This is a genomic window from Lutimaribacter pacificus, from assembly GCF_900142185.1.
GTDB lineage: Bacteria > Pseudomonadota > Alphaproteobacteria > Rhodobacterales > Rhodobacteraceae > Lutimaribacter > Lutimaribacter pacificus.
The window spans coordinates 75,404-91,365 of record NZ_FQZZ01000011.1 but is presented as its reverse complement, the minus strand read 5'-3'; the positions used below and the strand labels follow the sequence as shown (position 1 = coordinate 91,365).

Sequence of the window (15,962 nt, the reverse complement as noted above, 5' to 3'; positions counted from 1 at the left end):
CTTGCTATATGAGGGCCGCACGCTCCAAGGCGCTCGCCCCAAACTGGCCGACTTTTGCTCCGCCACAATGGCCGAATTTTACTCCGCCGTTGACACGCGGCCCCGCCCCGAACGGCAGATAGGCGAAATGCGGCCAAGTCGGTTCGGTCAGGAAGCGAGACGGATCAAACGTATCCGGGTTCGTGAAAAAGCGCGGGTCCCGATGGGTTGTGAATGGGACGATCTGCGCCAGATCGCCTTTCGCCAACCGGACATCCAGTAACTCAACCGGTTCGATCGCTTCTCGCAGGAACAACGTGTAAGCAGGCGGGTAAAGCCGCAGCGTCTCGTTGATCGTTGCGCGCAGGACCGGCAAACTCGCAATACCCTCCGGTGTCGGTGCTTCCCCGCCCAGAACATTCGCAAGTTCCTCCTGGACCGCCGCAAGACTATCGGGACATACGGCGAGACAGGCAAAGAGCCAACTCAACAGCGCACCAGAGGTTTCATGGCCTGCAATCAGAAGGCTCATGACGTCATCTCGGATATCGGTGAAATCTCCATTGTGATGTTCGATCAACGATCCAAGCAAATCGGTTGAGGCTTCGCCCTCGCCGCGGTCAATACCCGTGCGCACAAGCCCCGAGACAAGGTCGTCCATGACTTGAATGGCCCATAGCTTTTGGCGTTTGCGCTTGAGCGGCAACCAATCGGGCAGCACGATCGGCGATGTCGATTCCGAAAAGGCCGTGTCGGACAGAACTTGGATCGCGTGTTCGATCTCGAACCCGTTCTTTCGCGGTGGTGCACCGAACAAGGTCCTTGTAGCGATATCCAAGGTGAGTTTCGCCATCACGGCATCGGTATCAAAACCAACCACATCCGATTTTTCAGTATCCCGGAGTGTTCTGCAAAGCCGCTCAGCTTCCGCGACGGCTGCGCGTCCATATGCGGGCAGTCTCCGCGTCTGGAAGGCTGGTAAGACCTTCCTGCGCCGCACCCGCCAGCTTTCGCCCTCTTCCACGAGCAAGCTGTTTCCATTCCATTGTCGAACCACATCCGTCAGCTTCCGAAAACGAATGAATGAACTCGAATTCCGCGCGAGCAAAGCCTCGATGTGATCGGGGTGGAAGAAGATATGTGATCGGTATGGACCGAGGCGCAGGGCGACATGATCTCCATGCTTCGCGCGCAGTCGCTCATAAAAGCCAAGCTGGTCATTTCGGATCGCAATTAGGCTGTCGAGGCCAAGGAGCCAGGGAGACGGATGTGACGCGACCAGTTTCGGGTCTGTCATGTGCGCACCTGCTCAGGCTGGCGCAAATGCGCCATCATGTATTTCGTGGCCATGACGACAAGCAACGCGGCGTGTGCGGCCACAGCCCACGCGAAATTCACATGGGTCACGGCGAACAGACGCGCCTCGATACCCGTGAAATGTCGTGGGTCTTGCGCCGGCTGGTACTTCGTTGCGCCGTCCCGAATTTCGATATCGAGACCCGTGGCACTTCCGAGTATCCGAAGAAGCGTCTTGTTCTCCTCCCTCAAGGTCGCATGTGCGGGCGATGGCACCCATGGTCTCCAGCGCGGGATCCATTCGGGTACGTTTGCTTTGTACTCAGGCCAACCTTCCGGGAACCGCTTCAAAAGGTCGTGCCTGTGATGCCACCGCACCATTCCTTGCACGAACACCCAAGCCATACCCGCCGCGGCGATGACCCAGACGTTCTGCAGGAAAACGCCCAGAATGATCCAGCAGAGCGCGGCAGAGAGCTGCATCGGATTAGAGACATAAGAATAGATGCCCGACCGGACCAAACGCTTTGTCGGATCAAGCGGAATTGGCGTACCGCCCCCTTGCAGGCATAGCATTTGATTGGCAGCCAACCCGATGACCGACGCGGTGGCCAAGCACAGTCCGGCAACGACAGAACTCCATGGCGGGCGCGCAAGAAGCTCCCACTCCCCACCCATGGCCTGCATGATCAGTGACGGTAGAACGACGAAGATCATACCGCCCGTCATGAGCGCGAGCAGCGCACATCGCATCGGTAATCGCCGATCCTCCGCCGTCCATTTCGCAAGGTAAATCGCGGGAATATGAGCCGTCACAAATACAAGAACCACGCCACCGAACCAGAACGGCCCCGCATGAACCAAAGGCTTCAGGGAGCTAAACAGTGTTGCGTGCAGCCCGACAATGATCGGCAAGCAGATCATGAGCGGGCCGACCTTTGGGAAGGCAAAGAAAAGACCGGGACCGAACAGGATCGCCCCGCCGATTAGGATATCCACCGGAATCCCGTTGAGCATCAGCGCATCCCAGCCATAGCGCCACCACCCGAAATGAAGAGCGAGCGAGTGCGTTATGAAGATCAGAGGGATGCCGTACAAGAAAGCGAACAACCCGCCGATCTTGGCGCTCCGTGTGGTGTCTCGCAAAAACGCAAAGAACAAGACCAGGCAGATCGGCCCAAGCAGTAGAAGCCAACGCAGGGCGAGCATGAGAGCCTCTGGCAGGTCCAGTTCTAACATGTGATGACCTGCTTCTTGATCCACGCGCGGTACTTCGCCGGAAATCGAGTTTCAAAGAGCTCGACGACGAGGAACACAACCGGAAAACCCAAAGCCAGATAAAGCGCAATCCCCGGCAGTGCCATGATCAGCAATAGCTGGACCATCGTCCCAAGCTGCATCAAAACCCCCTCTTGCGAGGACATGTCGTGCAATGTCGCCAGGAACAGGAACGCCAAACCGGGGATCATAACGGTTAGCGGGAAGGCCAGGAACGCCGTATTGTCAGACCACAGGGAGGATATGGCTTCGATTGCCCGATACCCGCAAGCTGCGAATGCGCTTGTTGAAAGCAACCACACCACCCAAGGTCGGATACTGAAACTCACTCGGACGCCGCCTGCCTGGTTGTCTCTTCCGATAACTATATCAACCAATTGATCGCCTTTGAAGCTCACGAGGCCATCTGGTCCGGTATTGGGTCACCTCCATCGGGCTTGAAACCAGTACCTACGGCACGCATTCCATGCAGCGAACCAAAGTCACATAAATCTACAAGAAACCCGGCAACCTGAGAACTGTACAGCTTCTGCTCGGTCGTACCAGAATGGATAGCACGGTCCGATATCTAAGCACCCGGGAACCTCTGCGCCCGTCAGAGCGATTCTAACCCCGGCGTCCGTTTCCGCCTCCGGGGTTGATCCGTGCTAGACCCCGGTTATGGCGCTCCGCTCTTTGTAACCCCGGAGCTCTGCATCCGGCAGAGGCAGATCACCCCAGGAACTTTCGGAACCTTTGCAATGCCAGCCAGAACAGGACCATTCCTATAATCAAAAGGGCCAAAAGCTGTGGCCAGACCGTTTCGAACCCAGCGCCGCGAAACAGGATGGCCTGCGACAGAATGATGAAATGGGTATTCGGCGCGGCCAGCATGATCATCTGTATGATCTCGGGCATCGACTCACGCGGTGTCATGGCCCCCGACAGCACTTGAAGCGGGAAAATGACGAGCATTGTCAGCAAAGCAAACTGCGGCATGGTGCCTGCGATCGTGGCCATGAAGATGCCAAGCGCAGTCATTGCGAATAGCATCAGAACGGACCCCGCAAGAAAGAGCGGCACCGATCCGTGGATCGGCACTTCCAGAAGCCCCTGCACCACCACGACAAGCGCAAAGGCCGACCCGCACAGCACCACACCACCCATGGACCATATCTTCGACAACATGATCTCGCCGGCCGTTACCGGCATAACCAGCAGGTGCTCGACCGTGCCATGCTCTTTCTCGCGGATCAGCGCGGCGCCGGTCAGGATCAGGGACAGCATGGTGATCGATTCGATGACACTGGTGATCGCGCCGAACCACCCCGGATCCAGCGAGGGATTGTAGCGCGCGCGCAATGCAAGCTCGACCGGCAGGGATGTTTCGGCCCTGTATTTCGCTACATATTCCGACACTTCGCCGGTGACGATCTGCTGGATATAGCCACTTCCGGTGAAAGCCTGACCCATGCGCGTGGCGTCCACGTTCAACTGGATCGCCGGCATCTTGCCCGCAAGCACGTCGCGCTCGAAATCGGGTGGTATGTCCAGTGCGAACGTATCCATACCTGCATCCATCCGGTCGTCCATCTCGGTCGTGGTGATCATCCCGGGCTGGACGAACCATGGCGGGTAGAACGCCGAAACGATGCGCGACGAGAGATGCGACTGATCCTCATCCACGATCGAGATCGCGGCGTTCGCAAGCGCCTCCGGGCTGGAACTGGCGGATGTGTAGATAGACAGCGAAAAGGCGTAGATAATCAGGACCAGCATGATCGGATCGCGCAGCAGGCCGCGCAGTTCCTTGATGCCGAGGTTCAGGACATTCTTCGGGTTCACCGCTTCATCTCTCCTGCTTCTTCAGGAAGGCCACGGCCAAACCCAGGATGACGGGAACCGCCAGTGCCATCGCGAACATTGGCTGGACAAGCTCGGAAAAGCCGAAAGCCTTCGAGAAGGCGCCACGCGCCGCGGTCACGAACCATGATGTCGGATAAATCTCGCCGATCACGCGGCCAAACCCCTGCAGCGAGGAAACCGGATCAATCAGACCGGAAAACTGCACCGCCGGGATCATGGTCAGCATGGCCGTGGCAAAGAGTGCGGCGACCTGGCTGGAAATGAAGACAGAGACAAGAAAGCCAAGCGCCGTCGTCGCAGTCACATAGACAAGAGCCGCAAGGGCGAAACCGATGAAACTGCCGGTGAAAGGCACGCCGAAAAAGACGATTGCCATGCCCATCATCAGAAGGAAATTAAGCAACGCGAGCCCGATATAGGGCAATTGCTTGCCAAGCAGGAATTCAGAGCGCGTCACCGGCGTCACGTAAAAATTGATGATCGAGCCAAGCTCCTTCTCCCGCGCAACGCTCAGCGTGGTCAGGATTGCGGGGATCATCAGAAGAAGCATGGGGATGATGGCCGGAACCATCGCCACGATGCTGCGTATGTCGGGGTTATAGCGAAAACGCGTGACCAGTTCGAAATTGCCGGCCAGTGCCGCCGCGCCGTAGACCTCGCTCGTCTTGCGCATGATCCAACTCGCATGCATGCCCTGTACATAGCCTTGAACGGTGTTGGCCCGCGTCGGGTTGGCGCCGTCGAACCAGGCCCCGATTTCGACCTCACGACCGCGCGCCACATCGGCAGCAAAGCCGGACGGAATTTCGATTGCCAGGCTCAGATCGCCGGAGCGCATTCGCGCATCCATGTCGTCATAACCGGACAGGGGCGGTCGTTCGGTGAAATAGCGCGACCCGGCGATATCCTGTATGAAATCGCGGCTGGTCGTGGTCTGGTCCCGGTCGAGAACCGCGAAGGTCAGGTTCTCGACATCCATGTTGATACCAAGGCCGACAACGATCATCAGCATCAGGCTGCCTACCAGCGCCATGGTCAGGCGAATGGGATCGCGCCTGAGCTGCAGGGCCTCCAGCCGGGAATAGCTGAGAAGGCGGCGCAGGCTGAAACCGTCCGGGACGGGCGCCTCGGACGAAGCAGCCGCTGGCGAGTCCGGCACCGCGACAGGATCGGAGGGCGGTTCCACCTCGCCAATCGCATCCTCCAGGTAACGGACGAAAGCGTCCTCCAGCGTGTCGCAATCCCTGGAGGCGATGATGGCGGCGGCGGTGTCGCTCACCAGCACCTTGCCGGCATGCATCAGCGATATGCGGTCGCACCACTCCGCTTCGTTCATGAAATGGGTCGAAACGAAAATGGTCACGCCGTCCTTGCGCGACAGCTCTCCCAGACTCCGCCAAAAGCCATCGCGCGCCACCGGGTCCACGCCCGATGTCGGCTCATCGAGGATCAGAATTTCCGGGTCGTGTATCATGGCGACAGCCAGCGACAGGCGCTGGCGGATACCAAGCGGCAACGCCCCCGGCAGGCTATCCACCACGTCTTTCAGATCGAACCGGGCGAGCATCTCTTCGATCCGGTCGGGGATTTTCTTTTCTTCCATTGCGAAAAGCCGCGCGTGCAGTTCGAGATTCTGCCGCACCGTCAGTTCGGAATAGAGCGAAAACGCCTGCGTCATGAACCCGACGCGGCGGCGCACGGCCATATCGCGCGCATCTACCTCCTGCCCGAAAAGCCTGGCGCGCCCCTCGGTAGGCGCGAGCAAGCCGGTCAGCATCTTCATCGTCGTGGTCTTGCCGCACCCGTTCGACCCGAGAAAACCGAATATCTCGCCACGCGGAATGCGAAAGCTGACATCGTCAACGGCGGTAAAATCACCGAAGCGCATGGTCAGGTGTTCCGCCTCTATGGCAATTTCCCCATCTCCCGTTCGCGGAGGGATCGCAACCGCAACCTGTTCACCCCGTTTTGCCTCAGGCAGGAGCGCGATGAATGCTTCATCCAGGTTGCTCGCGCCGGTCTCCTCCAGCAGTTGCGCGGGCCCGCCCGTCGCCAGCACCCTGCCCGTATTCATCGCAACCAGCCAATCAAAGCGCCCGGCCTCTTCCATGTAGGCAGTCGCGGTGATCACGCTCATGCCCGGCCGGTCACCGCGAATGCGCTGGATCAGATCCCAGAACTGGCGGCGTGAGAGCGGATCGACGCCGGTGGTCGGCTCATCGAGGATCAACAGATCCGGGTCATGAATCAGCGCGCAGCACAGGCCGAGCTTCTGCTTCATGCCGCCCGAAAGCTTCGCTGCGGGCCGGTTGCGAAAGGGTAACATGCCGGTCGCAGCCAAAAGCTCGGTTATGCAGCGATCACGCTCGGTCGCATCATGGCCAAAAAGGCTGCCGAAGAAATCGAGATTCTCCTCCACCGACAGGGTCGGATAAAGGTTCTTGCCCAACCCCTGCGGCATGTAGGCAATGCGTGGGCAGACCCTGCGGCGATGACCGACCTCGCGAAGATTGCCACCCAGTACCCTGACCTCGCCTTCCTGTATGATCCGGGCCCCTGCCAACAGCGACAGCAGGCTTGACTTGCCGACACCGTCCGGGCCGATCAGCCCGACCATCCGGCCGGACGGGATGGCCAGCGTCACATCGTCGAGTGCCGTGACCTTGCCATAGCGCAGCGTCAGACCGGCAACTTCGGCCACGGGCGAAGGAGCCGCCTCGCTCATTCGACGACATTGGTCAGGAATGCCGGCCATTCCACATTCGGGTCCAGGCGCAGATAGGCCATGCCGGGAAGGCCTGTCTTCACATATTCGATGTATTGCGTCAGAAGCTGCGGGTCGATACGCGCGCGAACGCGAAACATGAGCTTCTCGCGCTCATCGGCGGTCTCCACAGTCTTGGGCGTGAACTGTGCGACATCCGCGACGTAGGAAACCGTCGCCGGAATGACGCTTTGCGGGGCGGCATCCATCACCAGCCGCACCTCGGCACCAAGCCGCACCCGGCCGGCCTGCGAGGTCGGCAGGAAGATCGTCATGTAGACATCGCTCAGATCGACGAGGCTCAGGATTCGACCGCCCGAACCTATAATCTCACCTTCCTGCGCAATCCGGTACTGAATGCGTCCGTCGCGCGGCGATTTCAGTGTGGCATCGTCGATCGAAGCGGTTATGGCGTCGATCGACGCCTTTGCAGCCTCGATGGCAGCCTCGGCATCGACAACCTGCGCCTGCGCGGCGCTGATCCCGGCCTGGCTGGCGGCATGTGACGCCTGGGCCGAGGCAAGTGCCGCCTTTGCCTGACGATCGCTGGCGCGGCTGTCGTCAAGCACCTGCTGCGAGATCGCGTTGCTTTTTGCAAGCTGCTCGGACCGGGCAAACCGTTGCGCCGCAGCGTCGGCCACCGCCTGCGCCTGATCGACGGCCGCCTCGGCAGCGCGGCGCTGCGCTTTGGCCTGTGTCACCATCGCTTTCGCGGTCTCCACGCCGATTTCCGTGCGGCGTAACTGGGCCTCGGCCTGACGCTTCTGGGCGTTCAACTGCACGACATCCATCTGAACCAGAACATCCCCCGCCTTGACGAAATCGCCCTCAACCGGGTGAATCGACGCGATACGGCCGCCGGTCAGGGCCGCGATATCGATCTCGGTCGCCTCGATCCGGCCGTTACCCGCGGCGATACCCTCGGGAAGTGCGGACGATTGTGCCCCGCTCCACGCGTAATAACCGCCATAGCTTGCAAGTATTACAAGAAGTACAAGGATCAGCGGTCTGCTTGGCATGTTCATGGTGAAACTCTCGAACTCCGGGTCAGGTGAACAGTATCGTGGAGCAGGACATCCATCGGGTCAGACGGTCCTTGACAGGTCGGTCCTCATATCGGCCCGGACCGGTGCGTACCGGTTCCCTTGCCAGATGAACTGATCGACCGGAATGAAGCCTGCCGCGAGATGACCATCTTTGCAATGTTCCGTCCTCTCGTGGGATGGAATGACATGTTCGAACTGGCCAGATGTCTGCTCAATGCGGGCGCGGCCCTGATGAATGACCTTGTTCCGTTGCTTTGGCGAATACCACCACCAAAACTGGTTCTCTCTGACCCATGTCAACAACAACGGTTGATTGCATCTAATGATAGAAACGATGCTGATTTTTGCTGTTGCCCTCCCGGACGCGCGGTCGCCATCGCGCAGGGCAAGGTGATTTATCGTAATCACCTTGCCGAACTGATCCACTACGTGCCCGGCTGGCCCGTCAATACCGCCCGGGCCGTCAGCCTTTCAATTCATGAGCGGACATCATGAGTAATAGCGACGGAGCCCCCCTAATCGTATCGGAGCAAGCCGATATATTACCGCTTATGACATGCGGGCGCTATGTGCAGTCAGATAACCAGGCCTTTGGAGAGGCTGCCAACCGCGAAGCCGGGCCCATAGCGCATCCTGCACCGACGCGAAACGGCCTGTTCGCGCAATTTCCGAAGAACGGGGCCGGAGGACGGGGCCCTGCAACAAGAGAGATGACGTTCGATGCTGAACCGCCGTAGCTTTTCCGCCGCATTGCTGTCTGCCTTCGCTGCGCCGTTCGTAAATCGCGCGATGGCGCAAACCGCAAGCGACATCCGCCCGGCCATCGACGCGCTGCCCCAGTTGCACGCGATGATCGTGCAGCGCGGCGATGACATCGTTTTTGCCGAGGCACCGCGCGGTCCGGGCCTCGACCGGGCCGCGAATATCAAATCCTGCTCGAAAAGCATCGTCGCGTTGCTTGCCGGCAACGCGATTGCGCAAGGGGACATTGCAGGCGTGAATGCCACGCTCGGCACGGTGGCGCCCTCGATCATACCACCCGATGCAACCCCGGGTGTCGCGGACCTGACCATCGAGGATCTGCTGACATTGCGCGCCGGCCTCGAAGGAACGTCGGGCCCCAATTACGGGGCGTGGGTCAATTCCGGTAACTGGGTCGATTTCGCCCTGCGAAGGCCGATGATCGCCTCGCCAGGCGAACGGATGATCTATTCCACCGGCACCACCCATGTTCTCGGCGCCGCTTTGACGGTTGCAACGGGTCAGAGCCTGCTCGAACAGGCGCGCTCGGTCCTCGGGCGTCCGCTGGGGATCGAGATTCCCCCCTGGACCCGCGATCCGCAGGGGTTCTATTTCGGCGGCAACGAGATGGCACTGACGCCGCGCGCCATGTTGCGCATCGCCGTTCTCATGCGCGATGGCGGACAATTCGGGGGTGAACAAATCCTTTCGCCCGACTGGATTCGCGCCTCGCTCCGGCCCCGTACCCGTTCACCTTACTCCGGGCTCAGCTACGGTTACGGGTGGTTTCTGACCGACAGCGGCTTCGTCATCGCCCGCGGCTACGGCGGCCAGATCATCGCCGCGCACCCGGAACGGGATCTGGCGGTTGCCATCACCTCGGACCCGAATTCCCCCGCGCGGTCGGGCGGGTATTTCGGGCAGTTGATGAACCTGCTCGAGGGGCCGGTGCTGACATCCGGCTGACCGTGAAAAGGAACGCCGCAGGACCAAATGCAACGAAAGGAAATCATCATGCCGAACGAACGCGACAATTCGCCCGCAACCCCGGACAGCAGCCACGCCGGCACTGTCAGCCGGCGCAGCGTGGTCACGGCCGGGGCCGGGCTGGCCATCGGCGCCGCCGTTCCCAAGCTGCTGTCGGGCACCGGCGCGCAAGCCCAGGTCACGAACGGCACGCCGCGAACGCTGATCATCGCCTCTCATCCCTATCCCGACCGCTCGGTCGTCAACAGGGCGTTGTGGGAGCCCGCACAGGCCGCCGACGACACGATGTTCAAGAACCTCGAGTCCGTCTACGGAGACAACCTGCAGGGCTTCGACCGGACGGCAGAGCGCCGCCTCTACCAGAGCATGGAGCGGCTCGTCCTGATGTTCCCGATCCACTGGTTCAACATGACGCCAATGATGAAGGCCTACATGAACGAAGTCTGGGGATCGGGTGCGCCATCCGAACTCAGGGGAAAGGAGCTGCTGGTGGTGACGACCACCGCCGGCGGGCCGGATGCCTATCGCCGCGACGGCCGCCTCGGCTTTACCATCGAAGAGGTGCTGACACCGCTGCGGGCCAGCGCGAACTACACCAGCATGATCTTCTCGGAGCCGCTCGCATTCCTCGGTGCGGCCGGTGCAGGGGCCGAGGCACTCCGACAATATCAGGACACCCTGGCGGCAAGGCTCCGCGAAGCGCCTCGAAAGGCTTGACCGAGCCTTCGGGGCCGCACGTTAATGTGCTGCAATACTGCAATACGTTTTCAGTTCACGGTGCGGGGAGTATCCGGTTCGGGAGGCGTTCCGGCAGTTGGGCATCGGCGCGCACTCTCTCTGAAAGTGGCTAAAGCTGTTTGTTGAACCATCATCTGTCTGACGCCGGAAAAGCTTTGCGTGATGGTCACTTCGACGCTGTGAACCGGAGTTCAGGCCTCCCAGTAGTAAGCGAAATATCCCTCATTGGCCCCAAGGCCGAGCTTTTCCCGGAAGCGTGCTTTCGCCTTTCGGACAAGTGCCTTCTCGGCTGCGACCCAGACGTACCGATCAGGGCCCGGCGGCAAGTGGGCAGTCGCGAGGTGGTCCCACAGCGTTTCCTGCCGGTCGCGGACAAGCCAGGTCAGCGCGATGCCCTCGGGCCGCGGCAGGTCGCAGGTATCGTCATCCGTACCAACCTCCAGAAAGGCATGACCGCTCCGATCCGCCGGAGAGGTCTCCAGGATGCGTCGGATCGCCGGAAGGGCGGTCTCATCTCCGGCGATCAGGATATCCTGACCGGGCGGGATATCACCGCTTCCCGGGCCGCTGATCCCGACGATGTCTCCGGGCCGGGCCGTCCGGGCCCAGGTCGTGGCACGCCCGCCATCGTGTTCGAAAACATCGAAGGTGAAACGGCCCCGGTCCGTATCCAGATCGACGAAGGTGTAGGCTGCGCGATGCAGCCGGTCGTCACCCTGCGGCATCACGGTCCGGCCGTTGCCATCCAGTTGCGGCCAGACGGGCACACGCCCCTCCGTCGGAAGGAGGAGCGAAAAATGCATCCCCCGTTCTTCCGCCAGGCGTTTCGTATCAGTGCAGTCCAGTTCGACACGCAGGAAATTCGGTCCCACGCGCCGAGTGCCGCGCACCGTTGCGGTGCAAAAATTCATTGGCGGCCGATTGCGGACGATGTCGCCCTGCCAGTCTCCGGCCGGGGTAAGACCGGGCGCGACATGGTCGAGAATGTGAAGCAGGTAGTCACGGATATTCTGAAGCGCGCCCCGGTCCACGGCATCGATGCGAACCCGCAGGGCCGAGCACCCTGTCTCCATGGCGACCGTCGCCAGGGGAACCGTGATGATCAGGGAGGTTTCGCTCTCTTCCAGCTGAAGTTCGGCCTCCCGGGCATGGGCGGCGATGTGGGGAACCAGGTCAGCGGGCAAGGCACCCTTGAAGATCGCCGTTGCGTGCGCGGTGTAGGTCATGACGTAGTATCCTCTGTCGACAGCCCGGCCCCCGCGCGATGTCGGCCCAGGGGCAGCATCATCGGCTTGCCGGACGTGGGGTCGGGTATCACGCGGCATGACACACCGAAGACCTCTTTGACCGTGCGTTCGGTAAGGACGCTTTCCGGCGATCCTGCCGTGTGCAGCCTGCCGCAACGGATTGCGACGAGGTGGTCGGCATATCGCGCGGCCAGGTTCAGATCGTGCAGGACCATGACGATCGTCGTGCCACGGCTCTGGTTGAGGTCGACCAGCAGGTCCAGGATCTCGACCTGGTGCGCAATGTCGAGAAATGTCGTCGGCTCGTCGAGCAACAGGATATCCGTCTCCTGCGCCAGTGCCATCGCGATCCAGACCCGCTGCCGCTGCCCGCCGGAAAGCTGGTCAACCTCCCGGTCGGCAATATCGGCGGTCCGCGTCGCCTCGAGCGCGGCCGCGACGGCCCGGTCATCGTGCTGCGTCCAGCGCGACAGCATACCCTGATGCGGATGGCGTCCGTAACTGACCAGATCCGCCACGGTCATTCCGTCCGGGGCGATCGGCGATTGCGGCAACAGGCCCAGGCGACGTGCCAGGTCCCGTGTCGGAATATGGCGAACAGACCGGCCATCCAGAACAACTTGCCCCGCGGTTGGCCGCAGCAACCGGGCGAGACAGCGCAACAGGGTGGATTTGCCGCAGGCATTGGCCCCGACAATCGCGGTGATGGCGCCCGACGGCACCGCCAGGTCGAGATCGGTCAGGATCGTGCGCGACCCGTATCCGGCCTCAAGCGCTTCGACATTGAGTGTAGTCATGCCTCTCTCCCGCTGCGGTGGGATCGGATAATCAGGAAAATAAGATAGGGGGCGCCGAGTGCGCCGGTCACGACGCCCACGGGATAGCGGCCGGCAAGAAGATGCTGCCCGGTGTAATCACCGAGAAGCACGAGCAGCGCACCCACAAGCGCCGCAGCAATCAACGGCGACCTGCCGGGCCCCGTGATACGCTTGGCGATAGGACCGGAAAGGAAGGCGACGAAGGCGATCGGCCCGGAGACCGCGGTCGCCACCGCGATCAGCCCGACCGCGGCCATGACCGCCAGCAGCTTTTCGCGCGCCAGGGGCACTCCGAGGGCGGCAGCCGTGTCATCGCCAAGCCGCATCGCCTCGAGATTGTCGCGCCGGGCCAGCAGCAAGCCGCCGAAGATGGTCAGCGAAAGCAGCACGGGCAGCGCCTCGGCCAGAGTCGCGCCGTTCACGCTGCCGGTCAGCCAGCGCAGGGCGTCCTGCATCGTCCAGGCCGGGGCGCGCGAGAGGACGTAGGCAATCATACTGTCAAGCATGGCCGAAAGCCCGATACCGACCAGGATCAGCCGCGCACCGGCCACGCCGTCGCGCCAGGCCAGCAGGTAGATCAGCAGCGCAACCGCCATTCCGGCAATGACAGCCAGGATCGAAACGGCAGACCCGTCCCAGCCCAGAACCACGATGGCAAAGACGGCCGCAGCACTGGCGCCGGCGCTGATGCCAATGATGTCGGGACTGGCCAGAGGGTTCCGAAGCAGCGTCTGGAAGATCACCCCGCCAAGGCCGAAACTCATTCCGGCAATAATCGACAGGACCGCGCGCGGCAGGCGCAACTCACGCACACTGAAACTGGCGCCGGGCACGTCGTACCCGGCCAGAATCCGCAAAAGTTCGGATGGCGTGGTCATGGATGGCCCCGTGACCAGGGTCAGGCCCACGCCTGTCACCACAAGGCCAAGCATGATGGCGATGAGCCGCAGCCGGGCCTTCCGGCGCGCAACGCGCAACGCCACAATCCATGCGGCCGTTTCGGTATGGGCGACAGAACTCATAGGTCACGGACCCGACGCTTGCGCACGATCCATATAAAGACCGGGGCGCCGATAAATGCCGTGACGATACCGACATCCATCTCCGACGGGCGGGCAATGATCCGCCCGATCACATCGGCACCAATCAGGAGGATGGCGCCCGTCAGGGCGGAAAAGGGCAAAAGCCACCGGTGATCCGCTCCGACCAGCAATCGGCAAACATGCGGCACGACAAGCCCCACGAACCCGATCGGCCCGCAGATCGCCGTGGTCGCGCCGCACAGCAGCACGGCGCCAAGCGCCGCGCCGCCGCGTGCCCAGGCCACATGCGCGCCCAGACCGGCAGCCGCGTCGTCCCCCAGGGCCAGCAGGTTCAGACCGCGGGCCGACAGCAGGCACAATATCAGCCCGGCGACGAGAAACGGCAGACACGGGAGGATCGCATCGAAGCTGGCGCCCCCGATACCGCCGATCTGCCACGACCGCACCCCACCGGCAATATCGTTACGCGGCAGGATGATGGCGATCGTGAACGAGGACGAAGCGATGGCCGTGGCCGCCCCCGCCAGGGCCAGTTTCAAAGGTGTAGCACCACCCCGCCCAAGCGATCCGATGGCATAGACAAAGCATGCGGCAAGCCCGGCCCCCAGGATAGCCGTCCAGAGGAAGGCGTCGAGCGTCTCCATCCCGAACCAGGCGATCCCGATAACCACGGCCATCGCCGCCCCCGCGTTCACGCCCAATATACCGGGGTCCGCCAGCGGATTGCGGGTGACCCCCTGCATCACCGCACCGGCAAGGCCGAGTGCCGCGCCGGCCAGGACCGCAAGAACGGTTCGCGGCACCCGTACCACGACCACCGCCTGTGCAATCGTCTCGGTAGAGCCCGTCACGCCCGCGAAAATATCTGCCCAGCCCACATCACGCGTTCCAAGGCTGACCGACAACAGGCAGGCGCAGGCCAGTACCGACAACACGACCGAAAGCCAGGCCAAATGGCTCCGCCGGGACCGCTGCAAGGCGCCGAGGGTTGACCCTGTGGAACTAACGGCTGTCATTCCGCCTTGCGCGCCGCATCCGCCAGACGAGCGACATAATCCTCCAGAACCCAGGGGATCGACAGCGGCGTCGGGTTCGCGGCCGTGCCGACGGGATCGTTCCCCAACAGAACGATCGCCCCGTTTTCAACCGTCTTCATGCGCGACGTCAGCAGGTTCTCTCGTACCCGGTCGAATAGTGCTTGCCCGCCATAGGTCACCACGATGTCCACATCGCCAAAGGCGTCTATCTTCTCGGCGCTGATCTCGCCCGAGTAGCGACCGGGAACCGTGGCCTCCAACACCGCTTGCGGGGACTGCAGGCCCAGGTCTTCGAGGAAGCGGACACGCGGGTCATTCGCGGAATAGAACCGGATAACGCTGAGGTCGCGGATATCGAGATGCGTGACAAACATCGCGCTTTTCCCCACGATTTCGGGATGGCGTGCAATGACGTCCGAAATCTGCGCCTCGATACTGGCGACAAGGTCTTCGCCCTCGGCGGCCATGCCAAGACCTGCGGCATTCAGACGGATCATTTCACGCCAGCCGGTCGACCACGGGCCGTCACGATACGGGATCACCGGGGCAATCTTGGTCAACGTTTCGTATTCCGACCGGGAAAGACCGGAATAGGCCGCAAGGATGATGTCGGGCCGGGTCGCGGCAACCGCCTCGAAATCGATCCCGTCGCCCTCGTCGAACAGCGGCGGGGTATCCGCGCCCAGGTCTTGCAGCCGTTCCGATACCCACGGCAAAAGGCCGTCGTCGTCGTCGTCACCGAAATTCGCACGGGCGAACCCGACCGGAACGATCCCGAGGGCCAGCGGGACTTCGTGATTGGCCCATGCCACGGTCGCCACCCTTTCAGGCCGGTAGGGGACGGTGGTCGTGCCAAAGGCATGTTCAATCGTAACCGGGAAATCTTCGGCGCTGGACGGGGGGGCGATTGCCAGCCCAAGCCAGAAGGCGAACACCGCAACAGCTGTTTTCATCGGTTCAAACAAGTGAATCCATAGCCTCCGATTTGGCGATATTTTGAGAATTCTATGCACCGGCTATTCGTTTCCGCAGCGGCGCGTCAAGCTGAGCACCCCGGCAAAAACGGCAAATCCTACTGATTCCGTCAATTTTCCAGAGATTCCGACAAAAACCGTCGGTTTATACAATACAAATTCGCGCGAT

Annotated in this window: 14 protein-coding genes and 1 pseudogene; 4 read left to right on the top strand and 11 right to left on the bottom strand. The window is 61.6% G+C overall.

Annotated elements, in window-relative coordinates; translation table 11 throughout:
• Positions 1–4 precede the first annotated feature (4 nt).
• From F3H87_RS19555 to F3H87_RS19545, 3 genes are read right to left on the bottom strand one after another with little or no spacing between them, the layout of a single operon-like run.
• Positions 5–1,276 carry a cytochrome P450 gene (locus F3H87_RS19555; protein ID WP_149789552.1) on the bottom strand — a complete coding sequence of 424 codons (1,272 nt, stop codon included), beginning with the start codon at positions 1,274–1,276 and terminating at the stop codon, positions 5–7.
• Entirely contained in the window at positions 1,273–2,514 is a 1,242-nt protein-coding gene (locus F3H87_RS19550) for a methyltransferase family protein (protein ID WP_149789553.1), read from the bottom strand. Before F3H87_RS19550 ends, F3H87_RS19555 begins: the two co-directional genes overlap by 4 nt.
• On the bottom strand, positions 2,508–2,951 hold the full coding sequence (locus F3H87_RS19545) for a hypothetical protein (protein ID WP_149789554.1): 444 nt from the start codon (positions 2,949–2,951) through the stop codon (positions 2,508–2,510). Before F3H87_RS19545 ends, F3H87_RS19550 begins: the two co-directional genes overlap by 7 nt.
• 8 nt (positions 2,952–2,959) lie before the next feature.
• Here F3H87_RS19545 and F3H87_RS22020 point away from each other — a divergent pair.
• Positions 2,960–3,163, top strand: a pseudogene (locus F3H87_RS22020) (hypothetical protein); the annotation flags it as partial.
• Between the two features lie 101 nt (positions 3,164–3,264).
• Here F3H87_RS22020 and F3H87_RS19540 read toward each other — a convergent pair.
• Genes F3H87_RS19540 through F3H87_RS19530 form a run of 3 tightly spaced genes read right to left on the bottom strand, consistent with a single transcriptional unit; the run spans position 3,265 to position 8,187 of the window.
• Positions 3,265–4,377, bottom strand: coding sequence for an ABC transporter permease (locus F3H87_RS19540; RefSeq protein WP_149789555.1), 1,113 nt, complete (start codon positions 4,375–4,377; stop codon positions 3,265–3,267).
• Between the two features lie 4 nt (positions 4,378–4,381).
• Positions 4,382–7,123 carry a ribosome-associated ATPase/putative transporter RbbA gene (gene rbbA, locus F3H87_RS19535; protein ID WP_149789556.1) on the bottom strand — a complete coding sequence of 914 codons (2,742 nt, stop codon included), beginning with the start codon at positions 7,121–7,123 and terminating at the stop codon, positions 4,382–4,384.
• The gene (locus F3H87_RS19530) at positions 7,120–8,187 is read right to left on the bottom strand and encodes an HlyD family secretion protein (RefSeq protein ID WP_223228142.1); all 1,068 of its coding nucleotides are present in this window, start codon (positions 8,185–8,187) and stop codon (positions 7,120–7,122) included. Before F3H87_RS19530 ends, rbbA begins: the two co-directional genes overlap by 4 nt.
• A gap of 207 nt (positions 8,188–8,394) precedes the next feature.
• Here F3H87_RS19530 and F3H87_RS19525 point away from each other — a divergent pair, with 207 nt between their 5' ends.
• From F3H87_RS19525 to F3H87_RS19515, 3 genes are all read left to right on the top strand, one after another.
• Positions 8,395–8,703 carry a hypothetical protein gene (locus F3H87_RS19525; protein WP_188129280.1) on the top strand — a complete coding sequence of 103 codons (309 nt, stop codon included), beginning with the start codon at positions 8,395–8,397 and terminating at the stop codon, positions 8,701–8,703.
• A 225-nt stretch (positions 8,704–8,928) separates the two neighbouring features.
• A complete protein-coding gene (locus F3H87_RS19520; protein ID WP_149789558.1) occupies positions 8,929–9,915 on the top strand; it encodes a serine hydrolase domain-containing protein in 987 nt (328 codons plus the stop codon).
• Positions 9,916–9,963: 48 nt separating this feature from the next.
• Entirely contained in the window at positions 9,964–10,653 is a 690-nt protein-coding gene (locus F3H87_RS19515) for an NAD(P)H-dependent oxidoreductase (protein WP_188129281.1), read from the top strand.
• Positions 10,654–10,865: 212 nt separating this feature from the next.
• On the opposite strand, the gene F3H87_RS19510 is transcribed toward F3H87_RS19515, so the two are convergent.
• Genes F3H87_RS19510 through F3H87_RS19490 form a run of 5 tightly spaced genes read right to left on the bottom strand, consistent with a single transcriptional unit; the run spans position 10,866 to position 15,772 of the window.
• Complete coding sequence (locus F3H87_RS19510) at positions 10,866–11,900, bottom strand: siderophore-interacting protein (protein ID WP_188129282.1); 1,035 nt, start codon at positions 11,898–11,900, stop codon at positions 10,866–10,868.
• Positions 11,897–12,718, bottom strand: coding sequence for an ABC transporter ATP-binding protein (locus tag F3H87_RS19505; RefSeq protein ID WP_149789561.1), 822 nt, complete (start codon positions 12,716–12,718; stop codon positions 11,897–11,899). The genes F3H87_RS19510 and F3H87_RS19505 overlap by 4 nt, the downstream gene beginning before the upstream one ends.
• Positions 12,715–13,761 (bottom strand): FecCD family ABC transporter permease, encoded by a 1,047-nt coding sequence (locus F3H87_RS19500; RefSeq protein WP_149789562.1) that lies wholly within the window; start codon positions 13,759–13,761, stop codon positions 12,715–12,717. The genes F3H87_RS19505 and F3H87_RS19500 overlap by 4 nt, the downstream gene beginning before the upstream one ends.
• Entirely contained in the window at positions 13,758–14,798 is a 1,041-nt protein-coding gene (locus tag F3H87_RS19495) for a FecCD family ABC transporter permease (protein WP_149789563.1), read from the bottom strand. The genes F3H87_RS19500 and F3H87_RS19495 overlap by 4 nt, the downstream gene beginning before the upstream one ends.
• Complete coding sequence (locus F3H87_RS19490) at positions 14,795–15,772, bottom strand: iron-siderophore ABC transporter substrate-binding protein (RefSeq protein ID WP_149789564.1); 978 nt, start codon at positions 15,770–15,772, stop codon at positions 14,795–14,797. The genes F3H87_RS19495 and F3H87_RS19490 overlap by 4 nt, the downstream gene beginning before the upstream one ends.
• Positions 15,773–15,962 lie beyond the last annotated feature (190 nt).